Below are 18584 nucleotides of genomic sequence, written 5' to 3' on the forward strand. Positions count from 1 at the left end.
TACCTGCGCGGCATCGTCGCGACGCCGGACGGCCAGCGCGTGCTGAGCGCGCAAGCGTCGGCGCCTGCGCCCACGACGGGCGCCGCGCTCGAACTGGGCCGCGAAGTGGCGAACCAACTCGAAGCGCAAGGCGCACTCGAGATCGTGCGCGCGCTCTCCACCGCGAGCGGCCCGGCCGCTTCCGCGTGATGGCGGCCGGCTCGAACCCGACACCCGGTGCATTTCCGTCCCAGGACGGCGCAGGCTCGTCGCATCCGTCAGGCTCGCGCCTGACGGTGGTGCTGACGCGCCCGGCGGGGCAGTCCGAGGCGCTCGCCAGGACACTGCACGAGGCCGGTGTCGCAACCGTCGAATTCCCGCTCATCGAGATCGCCGCAACCGACGACGCCGCTCCGCTGCGCGCGGCGCTCGCGTCGCTCGAGAAGTACGCGCTCGTCGTGTTCGTGTCGCCGAACGCCGTCGACTACGCATTCGCGAACCACGACGCGATCTGGCCGCATGCGCTGCCAGTCGGCGTGGTCGGTCCGGGCAGCGTCGCGGCGCTCGCGAAGCACGGCGTCGAGGCGCCCGCGTATCAGGTGATCAGCCCCGGCGCTGACGCCGACGACAACGGCGACGGCGCACGCTTCGACTCCGAGGCTTTGTATTCCGCGCTGGAAGCGTCGCTCGGCGACAACGCGTTCGAAGGCAAGCGCGTGCTGATCGTGCGCGGCGACGGCGGGCGCGAATGGCTCGCCGAGCGTCTGCGCGAAGCGGGCGCCGAGGTCGAGACGGTCGCGGCCTACCGGCGTCTCGTGCCCGAGCCGTCAATCGGCGCGTGGTCGCGCATTCACTCGCTGTTGTCGGACGAATCGACCGCGCCGCACGCCTGGCTCGTCACGAGTTCCGAAGGCGTGCGCAATCTCGCCGAACTCTCGCATGACCATCTGACGGCCAGCGAGCAGACGCATCTGAAGCGCGCGAGGTTCGTCGCGCCCCATCCGCGCATCGCGGAAACCGCGCGGGCATTGGGTTTTGATAGCATTACGGTGTCCGGTGCGGGCGATGAGCGCATTGCCCGCACGTTGTTGTCTCTCGCGACACCGTCCGAAGTTCAACCGGTCCAGTCCAACCCGGCACAAGAACGCATGTCTGATACCAACGCATCCACGACCCCCACGCCTAATCCCGCACCGCGGCCCGCCAGCACGCTGCCGCCGAATCAACCCTTTACGCCCTACGAAATGCAGCAGCCCAAACGCAAAGGCAACGGGCTCGTCTGGGTGGTCATCGCGCTGGTGCTCGTCGTGGCGGTCGCGGGCGGCCTTGCGCTGAACCGCAGAATCATCAAGCTCGACCAGCAGTTGTCGCACCGGCAGCAGACCAACGATGCCCAGACGGCGGAGTTGCGCGTGAAGACGGATCAGGCCGTCTCGACCGTGCGCCAGGCCGACGCGCAGATCGCGCAGCTCGAAGGCAAGCTCGCCGATGCGCAGAACGCGCAGCAGGCGCTCCAGCAACAGTACGCGGACCTCGCGCGCAACCGCGACGACTGGACGATGGCCGAAGTCGGCCAGATGCTGTCTGCTGCGAGCGAGCAACTGCAATTGACGGGCAATACGCAGCTCGCGCTGTTCGCGCTGCAAAGCGCCGACACGCGGCTCGCCGCGTCGGACGGCGCGCAGGTGCTGGCCGTGCGCAAGGCGATCGCGCAGGACATCGACAAGCTGAAGTCCGCGCCGTCCACCGACCTGACGGGTCTCGCGATCAAGCTCGATAACGCCATCGAACAGATCGACCAGTTGCCGCTCTCCGGCGAGGCGCCGATTGCGCACGCTACGCCGCATGCATCCACGCCGAAGGACGTCGACCGCGTCGCGGCAGCGACAGGCGAGCCGAAGTGGAAAGTGTGGTGGAACCAGTTCGTCGCGGGTGTCGGCGAGCAGTTGACGAGCCTCGTGCAGGTGCGCCGCATCGATCACGCCGATGCGATGCTCGTCGCGCCCGATCAGGGTTATTTCGTGCGTGAGAATCTGAAGCTGCGTCTGCTGTCCGCGCGTCTTGCGCTGCTCGCGCGCAACCAGACGACGCTCAAGTCCGATCTGCACGCTGCGGACAACGCGCTTGAGCGGTACTTCGACGCGTCGTCGAAGAGCGTGCAGACCGAGCGCGACCTCGTCAAGCAGATCGACGAAGGCTCGGGCGCCGTCGACGTGCCGAACCTGAATACGAGTCTGCAGGCCGTGCATCAATACCGGAACCGGGGTTAATCATGGCGCTGCGTGGACTTCTCTGGCTCGCATTCCTGTTCGCGATCGCCGTCGTGCTCGCGATCGTCGGGCGCTTCGACACGGGGCAGGTGCTGCTTGTCTATCCGCCGTATCGCGTGGATATTTCGCTGAACCTGTTCATCGTCGGCATCATCGTCGTGTTTATCGTGATGTACGCGGTGCTGCGCATCGTGCGCAACATCTGGCGCATGCCGCAGCGCGTTGCCGCGTACCGTGCGCGCCAGCGAGTCGCGAAGGCGCATGCTGCCTTGCGCGACGCGATCGGCAATCTGTACGCGGGCCGTTTCTCGCGCGCCGAGAAGGCCGCGCGCGATTCGCTTGTCAATCCCGATAACAAGGGTGCAGCGGGGCTGATTGCTGCGAACGCCGCGCACCGGATGCACGAGTACACACGTCGCGACGAATATCTCGCGCAGATCGATGCGGCCGACTGGCAGGACGCACGTCTGATGGCGACCGCCGACATGCGTGCCGATGGTCGCGATGCCGACGGCGCGCTGCTCGCACTGACGGAAATGCAATCGCAGGGCGGCCGGCGCATTCACGCGCAGCAGATCGCGCTGCGTGCGCAGCAGCAGTTGAAGAACTGGGGCGAGGTGCTGAAGCTCGTGAAGACGCTGGAAAAGCGCGAGGCGATTCATCCGGCTGTGGCTGTGCGGCTGCGTCAGCTGGCGGCCGAAAACCTGCTGCGCGACCGCCGTCACAATGCCGACGCGCTGCTCGAACTGTGGCACTCGTTGACGCCGACCGAGCGGCATTCGCCGCGTCTCGCAGATCTGGCGGCGGAACTGCTGGTTGCGCTGAATCGACCGCAGGAGGCGCGCAAGATCGTCGAGGAAGCGCTTGCGCAGAACTGGGACGCGCGGCTGTTGCGGCGTTATCCGGATACGACGGGCGGCGATGCGTTGCCGTTGATCCAGAAGGCGGAAGCATGGCGGAAGGAGCGTCCCGAGGACGCTGATTTGTTGTTCGCGTTAGGGCGGTTGTGTTTGCATCAGCAGTTGTGGGGGAAGGCTCAGTCGTTCCTTGAGCAGGCGCTCAAGCTTGCCGATAACGAGACGCTGAAGATTCGGTCGCATAGGGCGTTGGCGCGGCTGCATGAGCAGCTCGGGGATGGGGGTAAGGCTAGCGCGCATTATCGCGAGAGTGCTTTGGCGATGAATATCGTCTAAGTGGGTTTTATTCGTCTGCGACGCAGTCGCTATTCTGGTTTTTTTGCTGGTGAGCGTCTTTGTGTTGGTGGCGTCCGCGCTTTGGTGGTGGTAGTTCATGCGTTGCCCCTGTGCGGGGCGGCACCTACTTTTCTTTGCCGCGGCAAAGAAAAGTAGGCAAAAGAAAGCCGCTCACACCGCTAGCTTTTGTACTTGCCTGCGGGCCCCCAACCGGTCCCGCACTCCACACGGCAACACTTTGTTTTGTGCACGTTGCCAGCGCCTCGAACAGGCGCATCACCCACTCCAATCACCCGCAGCCAGCCAGCGGCAGCGACCCGTCCGCGCCGCCCAGGTGGCAAACTGTGTGTAGGTTGTCGCGCCGTATGCGTTGGCGATACTACGACACCGATCCCGCTTTTCAGTCCGGAGTGGTGCCCTTCCGTCGCGATGGCCTACACACCGTTTGCCACCTGGGCGGCGGTAGACGTCTGGTAACGCAGTCGGCGACGCGGGAGTGTGAAGCGGGTGATGCGTGCAGATAGCCGCTGGCAACGGGCGCAAACAAGTGGGTTGCCGCGTGAAGCGTAAGAACCGTCGGGGGCCCGCAGGCAAAAACAAGGACTGGCGGTGTTAGCCCGCTTTCTTTGCTTACTTTCTTTGCGGCGGCAAAGAAAGTAAGTGCCGCCCCGCACAGGGGCAACACCAGCGAACCAGAGACACAACGCGGATGCCAGCGAACAAACAAAAAGGCAAACCGCGAAGCAGCACTAAAACCCCAAAAACCACCCGCGCCGCGCAGGCGCACCTACCGATTCACTAGCCGAGCAGGCACACAAACAGCCAGCAATCCGCCGAGGATCATAAACCCGGCCAGCATATACATACCGGCGGCATTGGCGGAGGTTGCCTGCTTCAGCCAGCCCACGGCATACGGGCTAAGAAACCCCGCCAGATTCCCGATCGAGTTGATCAAGGCAATCCCGGCGGCCGCACCCGTGCCGGCCAGAAACGACGTAGGCAAACTCCAAAAAAGCGGCAACGTCGTGAGAATCCCCATCGTCGCAAGCGTGAGGCCTGCCATCGCCAGCGTCGTATCCTTCGCCCAGATAACGGAAAGCACAAGACCCAGCGCTCCCACGAAGCCCGGCACCGCAACGTGCCAGCGCCGCTCCCGAGTGCGGTCCGCGCTGCGCGCGACGAGCACCATCGCGATCACCGCGGCCGCGAATGGAATCGCGGACAGCAGGCCGATCATGAACGCATCGGTGACGCCCGTCGACTTGATGATCGTCGGCAGCCAGAAGCTCACGCCGTACAGTCCCATCACGAACGAAAAGTAAATCAGGCTCATCATCAGCACGCGCGGGCTCAGCATCACCTTGCCAATCGCGTGATCTTCCTTCGTCGCATCTTCAGCGGCGATGTTGCGTTCGAGCAGTTCGCGCTCTTCCTTCGTGAGCCACTTCGCCTTCGAGATGCGGTCGTCGAGCACGATGAACACCAGAATGCCGACGATCACGGAAGGCACGCCTTCGAGCAGGAACAGCCACTGCCAGCCATGCCAGCCGTTCGCGCCGTCGAACGACTTCAGGATATAGCCCGAGATCGGTCCTCCCACCACGCCGGAAATCGCGATTGCCGTCATGAACCACGTCGTCATGCGGCCGCGCCGCTGCGCCGGATACCAGTACGTCAGATAGAGAATGATGCCGGGAAAGAAGCCCGCTTCGGCCAGGCCGAGCAGAAAGCGCATCACGTAGAACATGGTCGGCGTGGTGACGAACATCGTCAGCATCGAGACGATCCCCCACGTCACCATGATCCGCGCAATCCAGACCCGCGCGCCGACACGATGCAGAATGATGTTGCTCGGCACCTCGAAGATGAAATAGCCGATGAAGAAAATCCCCGCGCCAAAGCCATAGACGGCATCGGATAGCCCCAAGTCAGTGCTCATGCCGAGCTTCGCGAAGCCGACATTCACGCGGTCCAGATACGCGACGACATAGCTGAGCATCAGAAGTGGCGTCAGACGCCAGGCGACCTTTCTGTATGTCGCCTCTTCGAAGGTGGAAGGCGGCGCCCCTGCGCCGGGATGGTGGAGCGGATTCGCAGGACTGGACACGCTTGTCTCCTATCGACCAGCGTCGGCGCGCGAGCGCTTCAGGCTGATCCTATGTGAAGCTCATTTTTGTGGAAATGTCGTACCGCCGTTCGCGATTCTAAACTTTCAACGCACGCTGAAAAGCCGCCCGGCGTCAGTGAAAACACCGAGATTTCAACGATTAACGCGTGTTTTGACAGGCGGCGCGCGCCAAATATCACGGCGCGCCGCATGCTCGGCTGCTTGCCCGGTTATACGCAACGTCCGCCGTCCACTTCGAGACACACGCCCGTGATGAACTCCGCTTCGTCGGACGCGAGATACAGCGCGGCATTCGCGATGTCCTGCGGTGTCGAGAAACGGCCCAGCGGAATGCCCGCCAGAAACTTCTGGCGGTTCTCGGGCGTGTCTTCGACGCCCATGAACTCGGTCAACAGCCCGGTCTCGCCGATTACGGGATTGACGCAATTCACGCGGATGCGGTCCGGCCCGAGTTCGACGGCGAGCGCCTTGCTCGCGACGATCACCGCGCCCTTGCTGCCGTTGTACCAGACGAGGCCGGGCCGCGGCCGCACGCCCGCCGTCGACGCGATATTGACGAACACGCCGCCGCCTTGCTCGCGGAAGTACGGCACGAATTCGTGCACGCTCCAGTAGATGCTCTTCACGTTGACGGCATACACGCGGTCGAATTCGGCCTCCGTGACGTCGAGCACCGGCTTGTTGCGATGCGTGGTGCCAGCGTTGTTCACCACGATCTGCACGCTGCCGAAGTCTTCGATCGCGGCGATACGCAGCGCGTGCCAGTCGTCCGCACGCGTCACGTCGCCCGCGACCGCGATGGCCTTGCCGCCCGCCAGCGCGATCTCGCTCGCGACGCGTTCGGCCGCCGCCCCGTTCAGATCGTTGACGACGACGTTCGCGCCTTCGCGCGCATAAGTCTTCGCGATGCCTTCGCCGAAGCCCGAGCCGCCGCCCGTGACGATGGCCGTTTTGCCCGTCAACCGCATGATGTCTCCTTGTCTTTAGCGTTGTGCGTTCCGGCAGGCGCCGGAGCCGTTCGAGATCGTAGTGCGTCAGCCGTGCCGGATCGCGACGGTCTTCAGCACCGTGAAACCGTATAGCGCTTCGAAGCCTTTCTCGCGCCCGTGGCCGGAATGCTTGACGCCGCCGAACGGCAATTCGACACCGCCGCCCGCGCCATAGTTGTTGATGAACACCTGGCCGGAGCGCACGCGGCGCGCAATGCGCATCTGCCGGGCGCCATCGCGTGTCCAGATGCCCGCAACGAGTCCATATGCGGTGCCGTTGGCGAGCGCGAGTGCCTCGTCTTCGTCGGCGAAAGGCAGCGCGGCGAGCACGGGGCCGAATACTTCTTCCAGCGCGAGGCGGTGGGTGGGCGGCACGTCGCGCAGCAAGGTGGGTGCCTGATAGAAGCCGGCTTCGGGCGCTTCCGCGATCACTTCGCCGTGGGCCGCCATCGCAATGCCGTCATGCTGCGCGTCGGAGAGAAAATCCCACACGCGGCGCTGCTGCTTCGCGCTGATCAGCGGTCCGCAGTCGAGATCGGCATGAGCCGGCCCGACGCGCAGCGCATTGAACGCGGTGGTGAGGCGTTCGAGCAGCGGTTCGTAGATGCCGCGCTCGATCAGCACGCGACTGCCCGCCGAGCAGGTCTGCCCGGCGTTTTGCACGATCGCGTTGACAAGCGTGGGCAGCGCGGCGTCGAGGTCGGCATCCGCGAAGACGATTTGCGGCGATTTGCCGCCCAGTTCGAGCGTGACGGGCACGTGGTTCTCGGCGGCCATCTGCGTGACGAGCTTGCCCGTGTCGGGCGAGCCGGTGAACGAGATGTGATCGATGCCCGCATGGCGCGCGAGCGCGGCGCCTGCTTCGTGTCCGTAGCCCGTGACGACGTTGAGCGCGCCGGCGGGCAGGCCCGCTTCGGCGGCGAGTTCCGCGACGCGCAGTACCGACAGGCAGGCGTCTTCGGCGGGCTTCACGACGCACGCGTTGCCCGTCGCGAGCGCCGCGCCGACGCTGCGCCCGAAAATCTGCATCGGGTAGTTCCACGGCACGATGTGCCCCGTGACGCCATGCGGCTCGCGGATCGTGAAGACGGTGTAGCCGTTCTGATAGGGCAACGTTTCGCCGTGGAGTTTGTCGGCGGCGCCTGCGTAGAACTCGAAATAGCGGGCGAGGGCGGCGGCGTCGCCGCGTGCCTGCTTGAGCGGCTTGCCGGTGTCGCGTGCTTCGAGCTGCGCCAGTTCTTCGTGGCACGCTGCGACGAGCATCGACAGCCGGTACAACAGGCGCCCGCGTTCGGCGGCGCTCACGGCGCCCCATGCGCCTTCATAGGCGCGGCGCGCGCACTGAACGGCGTGATCGATGTCGGCGGCCGTGCCGCGTGCGAGTGCGGCGAACGGCTGGCCGTCGGAAGGATCGATTACGGGGATGGTTTCCCCGCCCGACGACGGGGTCCATTCACCGCCGATGAAATGTTTCGCTTCTTCCACACATGCTCCTTGCCTTGTTGGGCGACAAATCGGACATCGAACCGGACAACGAAAAGGACAGGTGACGGCGTGTACGTTGCGCTCGCTTCGTCGCAGCGCGGCGGCCAGCCGTGTGAAAAGATTATCGCGCCGTTCGCCACGCGGGTGTCATCGGCCGATTGGCTATAATGGCGCATTCCGCAGTGCACGCAGTATCCGCGCAGTGTCCGGTCTGCGGCGCCGCGTCCCGTATCGGTGGCGCAGCGCGCGCCGCGCGCCATGTTCCCATTTCATCCTGATCAGAGAGCGCCATGAGCTTCAATCACGTTCCCGCTGGTAAAGACCTTCCGCAAGACTTCAACGTCATCATCGAGATTCCGGCGCAAAGCGACCCGGTGAAGTACGAGGCCGACAAGGATCTGGGCCTGCTCGTCGTCGATCGCTTCATCGGCACGGGCATGCGCTATCCCGCCAACTACGGCTTCATTCCGCAGACGCTGTCGGGCGACGGCGACCCCGTCGACGTGCTCGTGATCACGCCGTTCCCGCTGCTGGCCGGCTCGGTGGTGCGCGCACGCGCGCTGGGCATGCTGCAGATGACGGACGAGTCGGGCGTCGACGCGAAGCTGATCGCCGTGCCGCACGACAAGATCTGCCCGATGACGGCGGATCTGAAGTCGGTCGACGACGTGCCGCAATACCTGAAGGATCAGATCAAGCACTTCTTCGAGCAATACAAGGCGCTCGAAAAGGGCAAATGGGTGAAGGTTGAAGGCTGGGCGGGCATCGACGCCGCGCACAAGGAAATCACGGACGGCGTCGCGAACTACAAGAAGTAATCGGTTCGCTCACGCTTCGTTGCTGACAGGACGCTCCTTCGGGAGCGTCTTTGTTTTTGGACTACGGATTGCGTGCGCTCGAATGCACTTGCACCGGGTAGCCCAGCCGGATCGTGTCGACGATCGAGGGCGGCGTGAGCAGGTTCACCTTCGTTCGAAGGTCGTCGGGAATGCAACGTACGCCATAGCCCGTGCTTGACCACGCGCGCAGGGACTCGCCGTTCCACAGGCATGCAACGTCGTGTGACACGACCATCACGCCCGAAGGCAGCATGCCCAACGGTTGGCGCCATCCCTCTGACGAGCCTCGATGGGTTCGCTCTTCATGCAGTCTGCCGTCGAGTTCTTCGGCGAGCATATCCGTTTCGAAAGCGTTGGCCATGAGCCATTGCGCCTTGAACGCGAGATAGTCGGCGCGGCGGCACATTGCGCATGGGCGGTGTCCCGCGCTCAATGCCGTTGCTTCGTCGAGGAAGAAAAGCTCTGTGTACCGGCCGGGTTTCATCAGCGGCTTGCGGCTCCAGCCTTTGTACGACAGGCGGCAAGTAATCCAGGCCTTGAGCCGCCATGCACGAACGATTTGCGCGTCCTGGTCGTGAAGCAGGCCGCGATTGCCCATCCAGCCCGCCGATGCACACACGGGATGAATCACGCCGGCAGGATCGACACCGTTCGGCAGCGGCATCCGCTCGTCAAACCGTGTTACTGCGCCGGCATCGTTGCCAGCCGCGTGCCGGCGAACGGGTCGTTGCGCCAGTCGACGCCACGGCGTTCTTCTTTGGGCGCTTTCGCCGGCTTGCCGGTCGCGAAGTGTTCCGCCGATTGTCCCGCACTGACGGCGTTGCTGAGCCATTGCGGCATCGCGCCCTTGCCGTCCCACGTTTCGCCGAATGCGCTACGGAAACGCACGGCCTTTTTGGCGCGGCGCTCTTCCGCGAGTGCCGAGGCCAGATCGGCTGCCTTGATACCGACTTGTGCCATGCGGCGGCGCAGATACGCAATCATGCTGTCGCGCTTTCGTTCGTCCATTTTGCTTCCCCTTGAGACGCTTGCCGGTGAAAGTTGCGGGTATTGCGTTGGTGTGAGGGAAGTATCCGATCGCGCCGTATGCGCGTCGAGAGGCGATTCGTGAAAACACTGTTGCTGCCGGCGTACGAGAAGGCAGATGACGCAGTGCAGCGCGTCAGGCGTCGTCGGCGGCTTCTTCTGCCGCTGGTTCCGGAGCAGGCAGCACGGATTCCAGCGTCCGCGCGCCTGACGCCAGTTCCCACTTGTGCGCCGGCGTCAGCTGCTTCACACGATATTCGGCACGCGACGCGCTCGAACGGTCGGCCAGTTCGAACGACGCCAGCAGGCGCACCGGTTTGCGCGAGCGCGTGTAGCGCGCGCCCGTGCCGCTCGCGTGCTTGTCGTAGCGGGCTTGTACGTCGGTGGCGATGCCCGTGTAGACGCTGCCGTCCGAGCATTCGATCAGATACAGAAACCACGGCATGGCGCGCGCTTTCCCCGGTTATTCCCTGAACGGATTGTGTTCGCGCAGTTCGTCGACGTACGCGTGTATATGATTTTTCTCGTTGTCGAGGAAGTTCGCAACGGCGTCCGAAAAGGCGGGATGCGCGAGCCAGTGCGTCGAGCGCGTCACAGTGGGCATGAAGCCGCGTGCCATCTTGTGCTCGCCCTGTGCGCCGCCTTCGAAGACGCCGAGCTTCTGCTCGATGCAGAACTCCAGCGGCTGATAGTACGCGGTCTCGAAGTGCAGGCAGGGCACGTGTTCGAGTGCGCCCCAGTAACGGCCGTAAAGCGTGCCGCCCGCGTTCGCACCGTCGCGCTGATAGACGACGAGCGAGCTTGCAATGGGTTTGCCCTCGTATTCGGCGATCACCATCATCAGATTCTCGGGCATCGACTCGCCGATCATCCGGAAGAAGTCGAGATTCAGATACGGACTCGAAAAGTGCTCGCGATACGTTTGCCGATAACACTTGCTGAAGAAGCGCCAGTCGGCGTCGCTGATGTCCTCGCCGAGCATGCGGCGGAACGTGACACCTGCCTCGCGCACCTTGCGGCGTTCGGCGCGGATGTTCTTGCGCTTCTTCTGTTCGAGCGTCGACAGGAAGTCGTCAAAGTCGCGATAGCCGTCGTTGATCCAGTGAAACTGCACGCCCTCGCGCAGCATCATGCCGAGATCGGTCAGCGCTTGCGCTTCGCTCTCGGTGGGAAACAGCACGTGCAGCGACGACACGTCGGCCTGTTCGGCAAAGGCGACGAGCGTGGCGGCGAGATGGCGCAGCGCGTGTTCGCCGGAGGCCAGCAGGCGCGTGCCCTGAACGGGCGTGAAAGGCACGGCGCACAGCAGCTTCGGATAGTAGGGCAGGCCATTGCGCTTGTACGCGTCGGACCACGCCCAGTCGAACACGTACTCACCGTACGAGTGCCCCTTCGCGTAGACGGGTGCGGCCGCCGCCAGCTTGCCCGTGCGCGGGTCGGTCAGGGTGACGAATTGCGGCGCCCAGCCTGTATCGGCGACGGCGCATTGCGTCGCGTGCAGCGCGCTCAGGAATTCATGGCGCAGGAACGGCGTGGGCTGCGCCTGACGGCTCAGCAACGCGTTCCATTCGGCGGCATCGACTTCGAGCGGCGAAGCGAGGATGCCCGCGCGGTAATCAAAACGTTCCTGGTTCAATCTGTTCGACCGTTGGCGATTCTTCATGCCGTGCGCTCGCGATTGTTCGCGGCGTGGCTGGATCGGGTGACGCGGAGCGGCGTATTGCGCGCGTTGCGGCCGGCTCGCGCCCGGATGCGGAGCAACCGGGCGTCAAGCGAACCGTGGCGAACGGCCATGTTAAAGCAAATGCGCGCGCGAAGTGCGCGGCATGGCGTGCGCGCGCACATGATCGAGACCTTGAATGCGCTTACGGCTTATCATTTACGCTGTTCGATAGCAGCCGTTTCGCGCGCGACCGTCGCCCGGTGTGCGCGCATTAGGAATCTCTGACATGAAAGGCAACTTCTTCAATCTGTATTCGCATCGTTTCGCGCGCGTCGCGGTGGGCGTGCCGCGCTGCCGCGTCGCAGACCCGGCCTACAACGCCGATGAAACGCTCAAGCTCGCAAACGAGGCGGCCGCGCAAGGCGCGGCGCTCGTCGCGTTTCCCGAACTCGGCTTGCCGGCCTATACCTGCGACGATCTCTTTCATCAGCGCGCGCTGCTCGATGCATGCAAGACAGCGCTGGCAAAGATCGTCGACGCGTCGAAGAAGCTGCCCGTCGCGCTGATCGTCGGCATGCCGCTGCAGGTGGATCACAGCCTCTACAACTGCGCGATCGTCGTCGCGCGCGGCGCCGTGCTGGGTGCCGTGCCGAAGACCTATCTGCCGAACTACGGCGAGTTCTACGAGGCACGGCAGTACGCGCCCGCCGATTGCGCCGTCGCGCGCGACATCGACCTGCTCGGCCAGCGCGTGCCGTTCGGTGCCTCGCTGCTGTTCGAACTGAACGACGTGCCCGATTTCCGCTTTCACGTCGAGATCTGCGAGGACGTGTGGGTGCCCATTCCGCCGTCGTCGTTCGCGGCGCTCGCGGGCGCGACGGTGCTCGTGAATCTGTCGGCATCGAACGTGGTGGTCGGCAAGTCGGGCTACCGGCATCAACTGGTAGGGCAGCAGTCGGCACGCTGTCTGGCGGCGTATCTGTACACGTCGGCGGGACGCGGCGAGTCGTCGACGGACATGGCCTGGGACGGCCAGGCGCTGATCTATGAAAACGGCGAGATGCTCGCCGAATCCGAGCGTTTTCTCGACGACTCGCACATGATCTTCGCCGACATCGATCTTGAGCGCCTGTCGCACGAACGCATGCGGCAGACCACGTTCGGCATGTCGGTGCAGCGTCACAAGGACGAGGCCGCGAAGTTCCAGGTCGTGCGCTTCGCGATCGGGCATGACGCTTCGCAGGCGTTGCCGCTAGCGCGCAAGGTCGAGCGCTTCCCGTATGTGCCCGCCGACGCGCGCCGCCGCGACGAGCGTTGCAACGAGGTCTACAACATTCAGGTGCAGGCGCTCGTGCAGCGGCTGTCGGCGTCGAATATCCAGAAGGTCGTGATCGGCGTGTCGGGCGGGCTCGACTCGACCCATGCGCTGCTCGTTTGCGCGAAGGCGATGGACCGGCTCGGGCTGCCGCGCACGAACATCATCGGCGTGACGATGCCGGGCTTCGCGACCAGCGACCGTACGCTCAAGCAGGCGCGCGAGTTGATGCACGTGGTCGGCTGCACATCGATGGAAATCGATATCCGGCCAAGCTGCGAACAGATGCTGAAGGATCTCGGCCATCCGTATTCGGCAGGCGAGGCGAAGTACGACATCACGTTCGAAAACGTGCAGGCGGGCGAGCGTACGAACCATCTGTTCCGTCTCGCCAATTTCCATAACGGCATTGTGATCGGCACGGGCGATCTGAGCGAACTCGCACTCGGCTGGTGCACGTATGGTGTCGGCGATCACATGTCGCATTACAGCGTGAACGCGAGCGTGCCGAAGACGCTGATCACGCATCTGGTGCGCTGGGTCGCGGAGACTGGCGCCGTCGGCAAGAGCGGCTCCGATACGCTGCTCAACGTTCTTGCGACGGAGATCAGCCCCGAACTGGTGCCGGCCAAATCGACGGGGGCGATCGAGCAGAAGACGGAGTCGTTCATCGGCCCGTACGAGTTGCAGGACTTCAATCTGTTCTACATCCTGCGTTACGGCTTCGCGCCGTCGAAAGTCGCGTTCCTCGCGCTGCACGCATGGCGCGACAAGGAGCGGGGCGGCTGGCCGGAAGGCACACACGTTGCGCGCAACGAGTACGATCTCGCCGCCATCAAGCGCAATCTCGGCATCTTTTTGTGGCGCTTCTTCAAGACCAGCCAGTTCAAGCGGACCTGCGTGCCGAACGCACCGAAGGTCGGCTCGGGCGGCTCGCTGTCGCCGCGCGGCGACTGGCGTGCACCGAGCGATTCGGAAGCGACAGTGTGGACCGATGATCTCGCAACGGTTCCGGACAAAGCCGCCTGAATCCAGTCTTTATCTGCCGTTGCGCACGCGTCGCCGCACGCATAGTCATGCCCGAGGCTGGCAACGTGTGCGGTGCGGCGTAGAATCAACGCATCTGTACTTTCCTTTTTAGAACCGAGACGAGGCCTGCCATGAAACGCATCACCGCCATCATCAAACCGTTCAAGCTCGACGAAGTGCGCGAAGCGCTCGCCGAAGTCGGCCTGACGGGGCTGACCGTCACCGAGGTCAAAGGCTTTGGCCGTCAGAAGGGGCACACGGAGCTGTATCGCGGCGCCGAGTACGTCGTCGATTTTCTGCCGAAAGTGAAGATCGAAGTCGTCGTGTCGAACGATCAGTGCGATCAGGTGATCGATGCCATCATCGGCGCGGCGCGCACGGGCAAGATCGGCGACGGCAAGATTTTCGTCGCGGAAGTGGAGCGTGTGATCCGTATCCGCACGGGTGAGGAGAACGAAGCGGCTGTGTGAGATGTGCCGCTGACGTCCGTACTGGCGTTACGTTGTGGCGGTCTGAAATGAATTCGTCGCGCCGGCGTTGCACCGCGCCGGTGCGTCGTGACACGCTTGAAGCGGCGTCGTGCGCTTCAGCGCTCCTGGAAATAAAAAAAGGTGCGATACCCTTTCGGACATCGCACCGATACGCGCCTCTCGCAGCAGCGTGAAAACCGTTTCTGTTAAAGCTGTTCTGTTGGCACCGTTCGATTAGAACGAGTGCTGGATACCTGCGTACACGCCCGTCTGGCTGTGGCCGATCAGCGGGTTATCCGACGCCACGGTGTTGCCCGCCGCATTGGCGTTCAGACCGTAGTTAGCCGTCTTGCTGTTCTGCACCGTTGCGACCTGCAGGTCGAACAGCGTGCGCTTCGACAGGTTGTACGAGCCGCCCAGCGTGTAGATCGTCGCGTTGCCCGCACCGTTGTTGCCGTTCACGTGGTAGACCGCGCCGATCAGTGCTGCTGCCGGCGTTGCTTGCCACGTCACGCCGCCCCATTCGTGGTCGAGCGTCGTCGGCGTGCCCGGCGTTGCAGCCGTGATGCCCGACGTGCGGATTGCCTGGTAAGCGCCCTGGATCTTGAACTGGCCGAGGAACACGTTGAATGCAGCCGTGTACTCGCGCGAGAAGTTGTACGAGTCGTTCAGGCCGCCATTTGCCGGGTTGCGGATTTCATCATAGATACCGCGAACCTGGAAGATCGACGACGTGTACGTGACCTGTGCGCCTGCTTCGCGACCTTGAGCCGTCGTGCCGTTACCGTTCCAGTTCGTCGCGTTCGACAGAGCGTACTGACCGTAGAAGTCAAAGCCTGCGACCTTCGGCGACTGGTAAGCAACGTTGTTGCTCGATTGCGGCCAGTTGCGGCCACGCACCAGCGATGCCGACGACCAGTTCGACTGACCGAACGGATCGAAGTCCCACACGCCGTTCGAGATGAACAGCATACGGCCCATCGTGAACGTACCGTATTGGTCATTCGCGAAACCGACCGTTGCCCAGCGATTGAAGAGACCGCCGCCGCCAGGGCCTGCGCCCGTCATCGTGTTGAACGAGCCTTCCAACTGGAACACGGCCTTCGTGCCGGCGCCCAGATCTTCAGAGCCCTTCAAGCCCCACAGGCTGGTACCCCAGTCGCCGCTTTCTGCGCGGAAGCGGTGCGTGCTGCTCGTCGCAGTACCCGTACCCGTTGCGCTCGTCGGCACACCCGTCATGTACTCCAGACCAGCGTCGAGACGCCCGTACAGCGTCACGCTGCTCTGTGCATGTGCTGCAACGCCGAACGTCAGCAGCGCTGCGGCAGCCAAAGCTTTCTTCATCTTCTCCTCCATACCCTGTCAAAAAAAGTAAAGCCGGTACTGCGAGTGGTGCCCGGACGCCAGCAGCGCCGAGCAGGAATCTTTCAACAGGGAGAGTGGTGCGGTGATCGGCTGTGTAGTCGACGTGCAGCCTTGCTGGCTGTCTGATCGTCTTGCCGATCCCTCGCGACCGGTATCTCCTGTTCGTTCGTTTTGAAGTGAAACTACTTTTCTTGAACTTTGTTTTGCTACTTTCGTTACTAATTTAGCAAAATACCCTTCGGTTGGCGAATAAATTAGCGATGCTCGGTAAAGATGTCTCTAAATTGCAATACCAATGTGAGACAAGTGTCGTGCGGAGGGCAGGAAAAGGGGCTTCTGGCCTTGTCAGGCAAAGGACACACTGTTGTTAATGACTTGTGTCAAGGATTGCCACTATTGACGAGGCAAATCGTCGGGAGTAGATGCGTTTCGAACTGTCGTTCGCGCAGATGTTGGGACGCCGAAGCTTTGGGGCGCGCAGGAAGGTAAAGAGGCGTGCCGCGCAGACATGAAAAAGGGCGCCGGTAAGCGCCCTGTAAAACTACATAAACTACATTTCAGCGTTTATTTCAGGCTGCCCGAGAGGAACTGCTTGAGACGCTCACTCTTCGTGTTCCTGAACACTTCGTCCGGGTGGCCTTCTTCTTCGACACGCCCCTGATGCAGGAACATCACGTGGTTCGACACGTTGCGCGCGAAGGCCATTTCGTGCGTGACGACGATCATCGTGCGGCCTTCTTCCGCGAGCGTCTGCATCACCTTCAGCACTTCGCCGACGAGTTCGGGGTCGAGTGCGGAAGTGGGTTCGTCGAACAGCATCACATCGGGGTTCATCGTCAACGCGCGGGCGATGGCCACGCGTTGCTGCTGGCCGCCCGACAGATGCGACGGATACTGTTTCTCGACGCGCGGCGCGAGACCCACTTTCTCGAGATAGGTGCGGGCCCGTTCCTCGGCTTCCTTGCGCGGAATGCCGAGCACGTGCAGCGGCGCTTCGATGATGTTCTCGAGTACCGTCATGTGTGTCCACAGATTGAAGTGCTGGAACACCATCGAGAGTTTCGTGCGCATCTTCTGCAACTGCTTCGCGTCCGACACGCGCAGCGCGCCGTGCTTGTCCTTCTGCGTGCGGATCTCCTGGCCTTCGACGAAGATGCGCCCGGCGTTCGGCTGTTCGAGAAAGTTGATGCAGCGAAGCATCGTGCTCTTGCCCGAGCCGGACGAGCCGATCACGCTGATCACGTCGCCGCGATTCGCGCGCAGCGTGACGCCCTTGAGAACTTCGTTGTCGCCGTACTGCTTGTGCAGGTTGTCGACGAAAAGCATTTGCGGTGTAGCGGGAGTGTTCATCGGGTTCCTTGACTTGCTTGTACGCCGTCGTTACTTGCCTTGCGGGCGCAGATAAGCGAGCCAGCGGCGCTCGGCGCGGCGGAACAGCCAGACGAGCGCAAAAGAGATGATCAGATAGAGCAGGGCGGCGATGCCGAACGCGTCGAACGAACGGTAGGTGGCCGAATTGACGTCGCGGGCGATCTTCAGAATGTCAGGCACCGTCGCGGTGAACGCGACCGTGGTGGCGTGCAGCATGAGGATCACTTCGTTGCTGTAGTACGGCAACGCGCGGCGCAGCGCCGACGGCAGGATCACACGGCGATACAGCGTGAACTGCGACATGCCGTACGCGCGCGCCGCTTCGATCTCGCCGTACGGCGTCGCCTTGATCGCACCGGCGAAGATTTCCGTCGTGTACGCACAGGTGTTCAGCGTGAACGCGAGCAGCGTGCAATGCATGCCGTCGCGGAAGAACGCGTTGGTCAACGCGTTCGAACGGATGATCTCGAGGCTGTACAGACCCGTGTAGCAGAGCAGCAGTTGCACGTACAACGGTGTGCCGCGGAAGATATACGTATACAGCCACACCGAAGCGGCGAGCCACTTCTTCTTCGATACACGCGCCACGGCGAGCGGTATCGAGAGACAGAAGCCGAGGCCGATGGAGATCACCAGCAGCCACAGCGTGATGGCGACGCCCGTGAAGCGGTAGCCGTCCGTATACAGATAGTTGCGCCAGTATTCCTGGATCAGCTCGATCATAGTTCCGCCTTGCGCACGCCAGTCGAGTAGCGTTTTTCGAGGTACATCAGCACGAAGTTCGAAGCCGTCGTGATGAGCAGATAGATGGCGCCCGCCATCAGCGTGAAGAAGAAGAACCGCAGCGTGCCTTTACCGGCATCCTGCGAAGCCTTGACGACATCCGCGAGACCGATGATCGACACGAGCGCCGTTGCCTTGACCATCACCTGCCAGTTGTTGCCGATGCCGGGCAGCGCGAAGCGCATCATCTGCGGGAACATGATCCGCGAGAACACCTGCCAGCCCGTCATGCCGTACGCGGCGCCCGCTTCGAGCTGGCCGCGCGGCACGGCGAGGAACGCGCCGCGGAACGTTTCCGTGAAGTACGCGCCGTAAATGAAGCCGAGCACGGCGACGCCGGCGACGAACGGATCGATGTCGATCTGATCCCAGCCGAGCATGTCGGTCAGGTTGTTCAGCCAGATCTGGATGCTGTAGAAGAGCAGCAGCATCAGCACGAGATCGGGGACGCCGCGGACCAGCGTCGTATAGATCGTGCCGACGCTGTACGTCACCCGGTTCTTCGACAGCTTCGCCGCCGCGCCGAGCAGACCGAGCAGGAATGCGAGTGCGAGCGACAGGATAGCCAGCTTCACGGTCTGCACCGTGCCGGCAAAGATGATCGGGCCGTAGCCTTGAAAGAGCATAGTGAGTCCTTGACGACGCTCCCGCGCGCCGCGAAAGACGCGGCAACCGTACG

16 protein-coding genes and 1 pseudogene are annotated in these 18584 nt (G+C 63.1%); 6 read left to right on the forward strand and 11 right to left on the reverse strand.

Annotated elements, in window-relative coordinates; translation table 11 throughout:
• From G3N95_RS33020 to G3N95_RS33030, 3 genes and pseudogenes are all read left to right on the forward strand, one after another.
• Positions 1–189, forward strand: a pseudogene (locus G3N95_RS33020) (hydroxymethylbilane synthase); the annotation flags it as partial.
• The gene (gene hemDX / locus G3N95_RS33025; protein ID WP_241019093.1) at positions 189–2249 is read left to right on the forward strand and encodes a fused uroporphyrinogen-III synthase HemD/membrane protein HemX; all 2061 of its coding nucleotides are present in this window, start codon (positions 189–191) and stop codon (positions 2247–2249) included. The pseudogene G3N95_RS33020 and the gene hemDX, both read left to right, overlap by 1 nt.
• Before the next feature lie 2 nt (positions 2250–2251).
• Positions 2252–3442, forward strand: a complete 1191-nt coding sequence (locus G3N95_RS33030) for a heme biosynthesis protein HemY (protein WP_205974302.1) — start codon at positions 2252–2254, stop codon at positions 3440–3442.
• Positions 3443–4229: 787 nt separating this feature from the next.
• On the opposite strand, the gene G3N95_RS33035 is transcribed toward G3N95_RS33030, so the two are convergent.
• From G3N95_RS33035 to G3N95_RS33045, 3 genes are all read right to left on the reverse strand, one after another.
• A complete protein-coding gene (locus G3N95_RS33035) occupies positions 4230–5549 on the reverse strand; it encodes an MFS transporter (protein WP_205974303.1) in 1320 nt (439 codons plus the stop codon).
• 230 nt (positions 5550–5779) lie between these two features.
• A complete protein-coding gene (locus G3N95_RS33040; protein WP_205974304.1) occupies positions 5780–6538 on the reverse strand; it encodes an SDR family oxidoreductase in 759 nt (252 codons plus the stop codon).
• 66 nt (positions 6539–6604) lie between these two features.
• On the reverse strand, positions 6605–8044 hold the full coding sequence (locus G3N95_RS33045; RefSeq protein ID WP_205974305.1) for an aldehyde dehydrogenase family protein: 1440 nt from the start codon (positions 8042–8044) through the stop codon (positions 6605–6607).
• 290 nt (positions 8045–8334) lie between these two features.
• On the opposite strand from G3N95_RS33045, the gene ppa reads away from it, so the two are divergent.
• Positions 8335–8862, forward strand: coding sequence for an inorganic diphosphatase (gene ppa / locus G3N95_RS33050; protein ID WP_205974306.1), 528 nt, complete (start codon positions 8335–8337; stop codon positions 8860–8862).
• Positions 8863–8923: 61 nt separating this feature from the next.
• Here the strand turns inward: ppa and G3N95_RS33055 are convergent, their stop codons facing one another.
• The 4 genes from G3N95_RS33055 to G3N95_RS33070 form a co-directional block, all read right to left on the reverse strand.
• Positions 8924–9547, reverse strand: coding sequence for a hypothetical protein (locus G3N95_RS33055; RefSeq protein WP_205974307.1), 624 nt, complete (start codon positions 9545–9547; stop codon positions 8924–8926).
• A gap of 17 nt (positions 9548–9564) precedes the next feature.
• A complete protein-coding gene (locus tag G3N95_RS33060; RefSeq protein WP_205974308.1) occupies positions 9565–9891 on the reverse strand; it encodes an H-NS family nucleoid-associated regulatory protein in 327 nt (108 codons plus the stop codon).
• 154 nt (positions 9892–10045) lie between these two features.
• Positions 10046–10354, reverse strand: a complete 309-nt coding sequence (locus G3N95_RS33065; RefSeq protein ID WP_205974309.1) for a GIY-YIG nuclease family protein — start codon at positions 10352–10354, stop codon at positions 10046–10048.
• Positions 10355–10372: 18 nt separating this feature from the next.
• Entirely contained in the window at positions 10373–11545 is a 1173-nt protein-coding gene (locus G3N95_RS33070) for a GNAT family N-acetyltransferase (protein WP_205974371.1), read from the reverse strand.
• 313 nt (positions 11546–11858) lie between these two features.
• On the opposite strand from G3N95_RS33070, the gene G3N95_RS33075 reads away from it, so the two are divergent.
• Together G3N95_RS33075 and glnK are read left to right on the forward strand one after the other, a co-directional pair.
• Entirely contained in the window at positions 11859–13916 is a 2058-nt protein-coding gene (locus G3N95_RS33075; RefSeq protein ID WP_205974310.1) for an NAD(+) synthase, read from the forward strand.
• Between the two features lie 131 nt (positions 13917–14047).
• Positions 14048–14386 (forward strand): P-II family nitrogen regulator, encoded by a 339-nt coding sequence (gene glnK, locus G3N95_RS33080; protein WP_201660895.1) that lies wholly within the window; start codon positions 14048–14050, stop codon positions 14384–14386.
• Between the two features lie 234 nt (positions 14387–14620).
• Here glnK and G3N95_RS33085 read toward each other — a convergent pair whose 3' ends face one another.
• From G3N95_RS33085 to hisQ, 4 genes are all read right to left on the reverse strand, one after another.
• On the reverse strand, positions 14621–15730 hold the full coding sequence (locus tag G3N95_RS33085) for a porin (RefSeq protein WP_205974311.1): 1110 nt from the start codon (positions 15728–15730) through the stop codon (positions 14621–14623).
• A gap of 585 nt (positions 15731–16315) precedes the next feature.
• Positions 16316–17101 (reverse strand): ATP-binding cassette domain-containing protein, encoded by a 786-nt coding sequence (locus tag G3N95_RS33090; RefSeq protein ID WP_277398054.1) that lies wholly within the window; start codon positions 17099–17101, stop codon positions 16316–16318.
• Between the two features lie 30 nt (positions 17102–17131).
• Positions 17132–17845 (reverse strand): ABC transporter permease, encoded by a 714-nt coding sequence (locus G3N95_RS33095; RefSeq protein WP_205974312.1) that lies wholly within the window; start codon positions 17843–17845, stop codon positions 17132–17134.
• Positions 17842–18531, reverse strand: a complete 690-nt coding sequence (gene hisQ / locus G3N95_RS33100) for a histidine ABC transporter permease HisQ (RefSeq protein WP_205974313.1) — start codon at positions 18529–18531, stop codon at positions 17842–17844. Before hisQ ends, G3N95_RS33095 begins: the two co-directional genes overlap by 4 nt.
• Positions 18532–18584 lie beyond the last annotated feature (53 nt).

The organism is Paraburkholderia sp. Tr-20389 (assembly GCF_017104565.1).
In the GTDB taxonomy this organism is placed as follows: domain Bacteria; phylum Pseudomonadota; class Gammaproteobacteria; order Burkholderiales; family Burkholderiaceae; genus Paraburkholderia.

Bases quoted from the DNA above. Each gene is read 5' to 3' on its own strand.
- hemDX (WP_241019093.1), top strand. From the start codon at position 189: ATGGCGGCCGGCTCGAACCCGACACCCGGTGCATTTCCGTCCCAGGAC.
- G3N95_RS33030 (WP_205974302.1), top strand. From the start codon at position 2,252: ATGGCGCTGCGTGGACTTCTCTGGCTCGCATTCCTGTTCGCGATCGCC.
- G3N95_RS33040 (WP_205974304.1), bottom strand. From the start codon at position 6,538: ATGCGGTTGACGGGCAAAACGGCCATCGTCACGGGCGGCGGCTCGGGC.
- ppa (WP_205974306.1), top strand. From the start codon at position 8,335: ATGAGCTTCAATCACGTTCCCGCTGGTAAAGACCTTCCGCAAGACTTC.
- G3N95_RS33055 (WP_205974307.1), bottom strand. From the start codon at position 9,547: ATGCCGCTGCCGAACGGTGTCGATCCTGCCGGCGTGATTCATCCCGTG.
- G3N95_RS33060 (WP_205974308.1), bottom strand. From the start codon at position 9,891: ATGGACGAACGAAAGCGCGACAGCATGATTGCGTATCTGCGCCGCCGC.
- G3N95_RS33065 (WP_205974309.1), bottom strand. From the start codon at position 10,354: ATGCCGTGGTTTCTGTATCTGATCGAATGCTCGGACGGCAGCGTCTAC.
- G3N95_RS33075 (WP_205974310.1), top strand. From the start codon at position 11,859: ATGAAAGGCAACTTCTTCAATCTGTATTCGCATCGTTTCGCGCGCGTC.
- glnK (WP_201660895.1), top strand. From the start codon at position 14,048: ATGAAACGCATCACCGCCATCATCAAACCGTTCAAGCTCGACGAAGTG.
- G3N95_RS33085 (WP_205974311.1), bottom strand. From the start codon at position 15,730: ATGAAGAAAGCTTTGGCTGCCGCAGCGCTGCTGACGTTCGGCGTTGCA.
- G3N95_RS33090 (WP_277398054.1), bottom strand. From the start codon at position 17,101: ATGAACACTCCCGCTACACCGCAAATGCTTTTCGTCGACAACCTGCAC.
- G3N95_RS33095 (WP_205974312.1), bottom strand. From the start codon at position 17,845: ATGATCGAGCTGATCCAGGAATACTGGCGCAACTATCTGTATACGGAC.
- hisQ (WP_205974313.1), bottom strand. From the start codon at position 18,531: ATGCTCTTTCAAGGCTACGGCCCGATCATCTTTGCCGGCACGGTGCAG.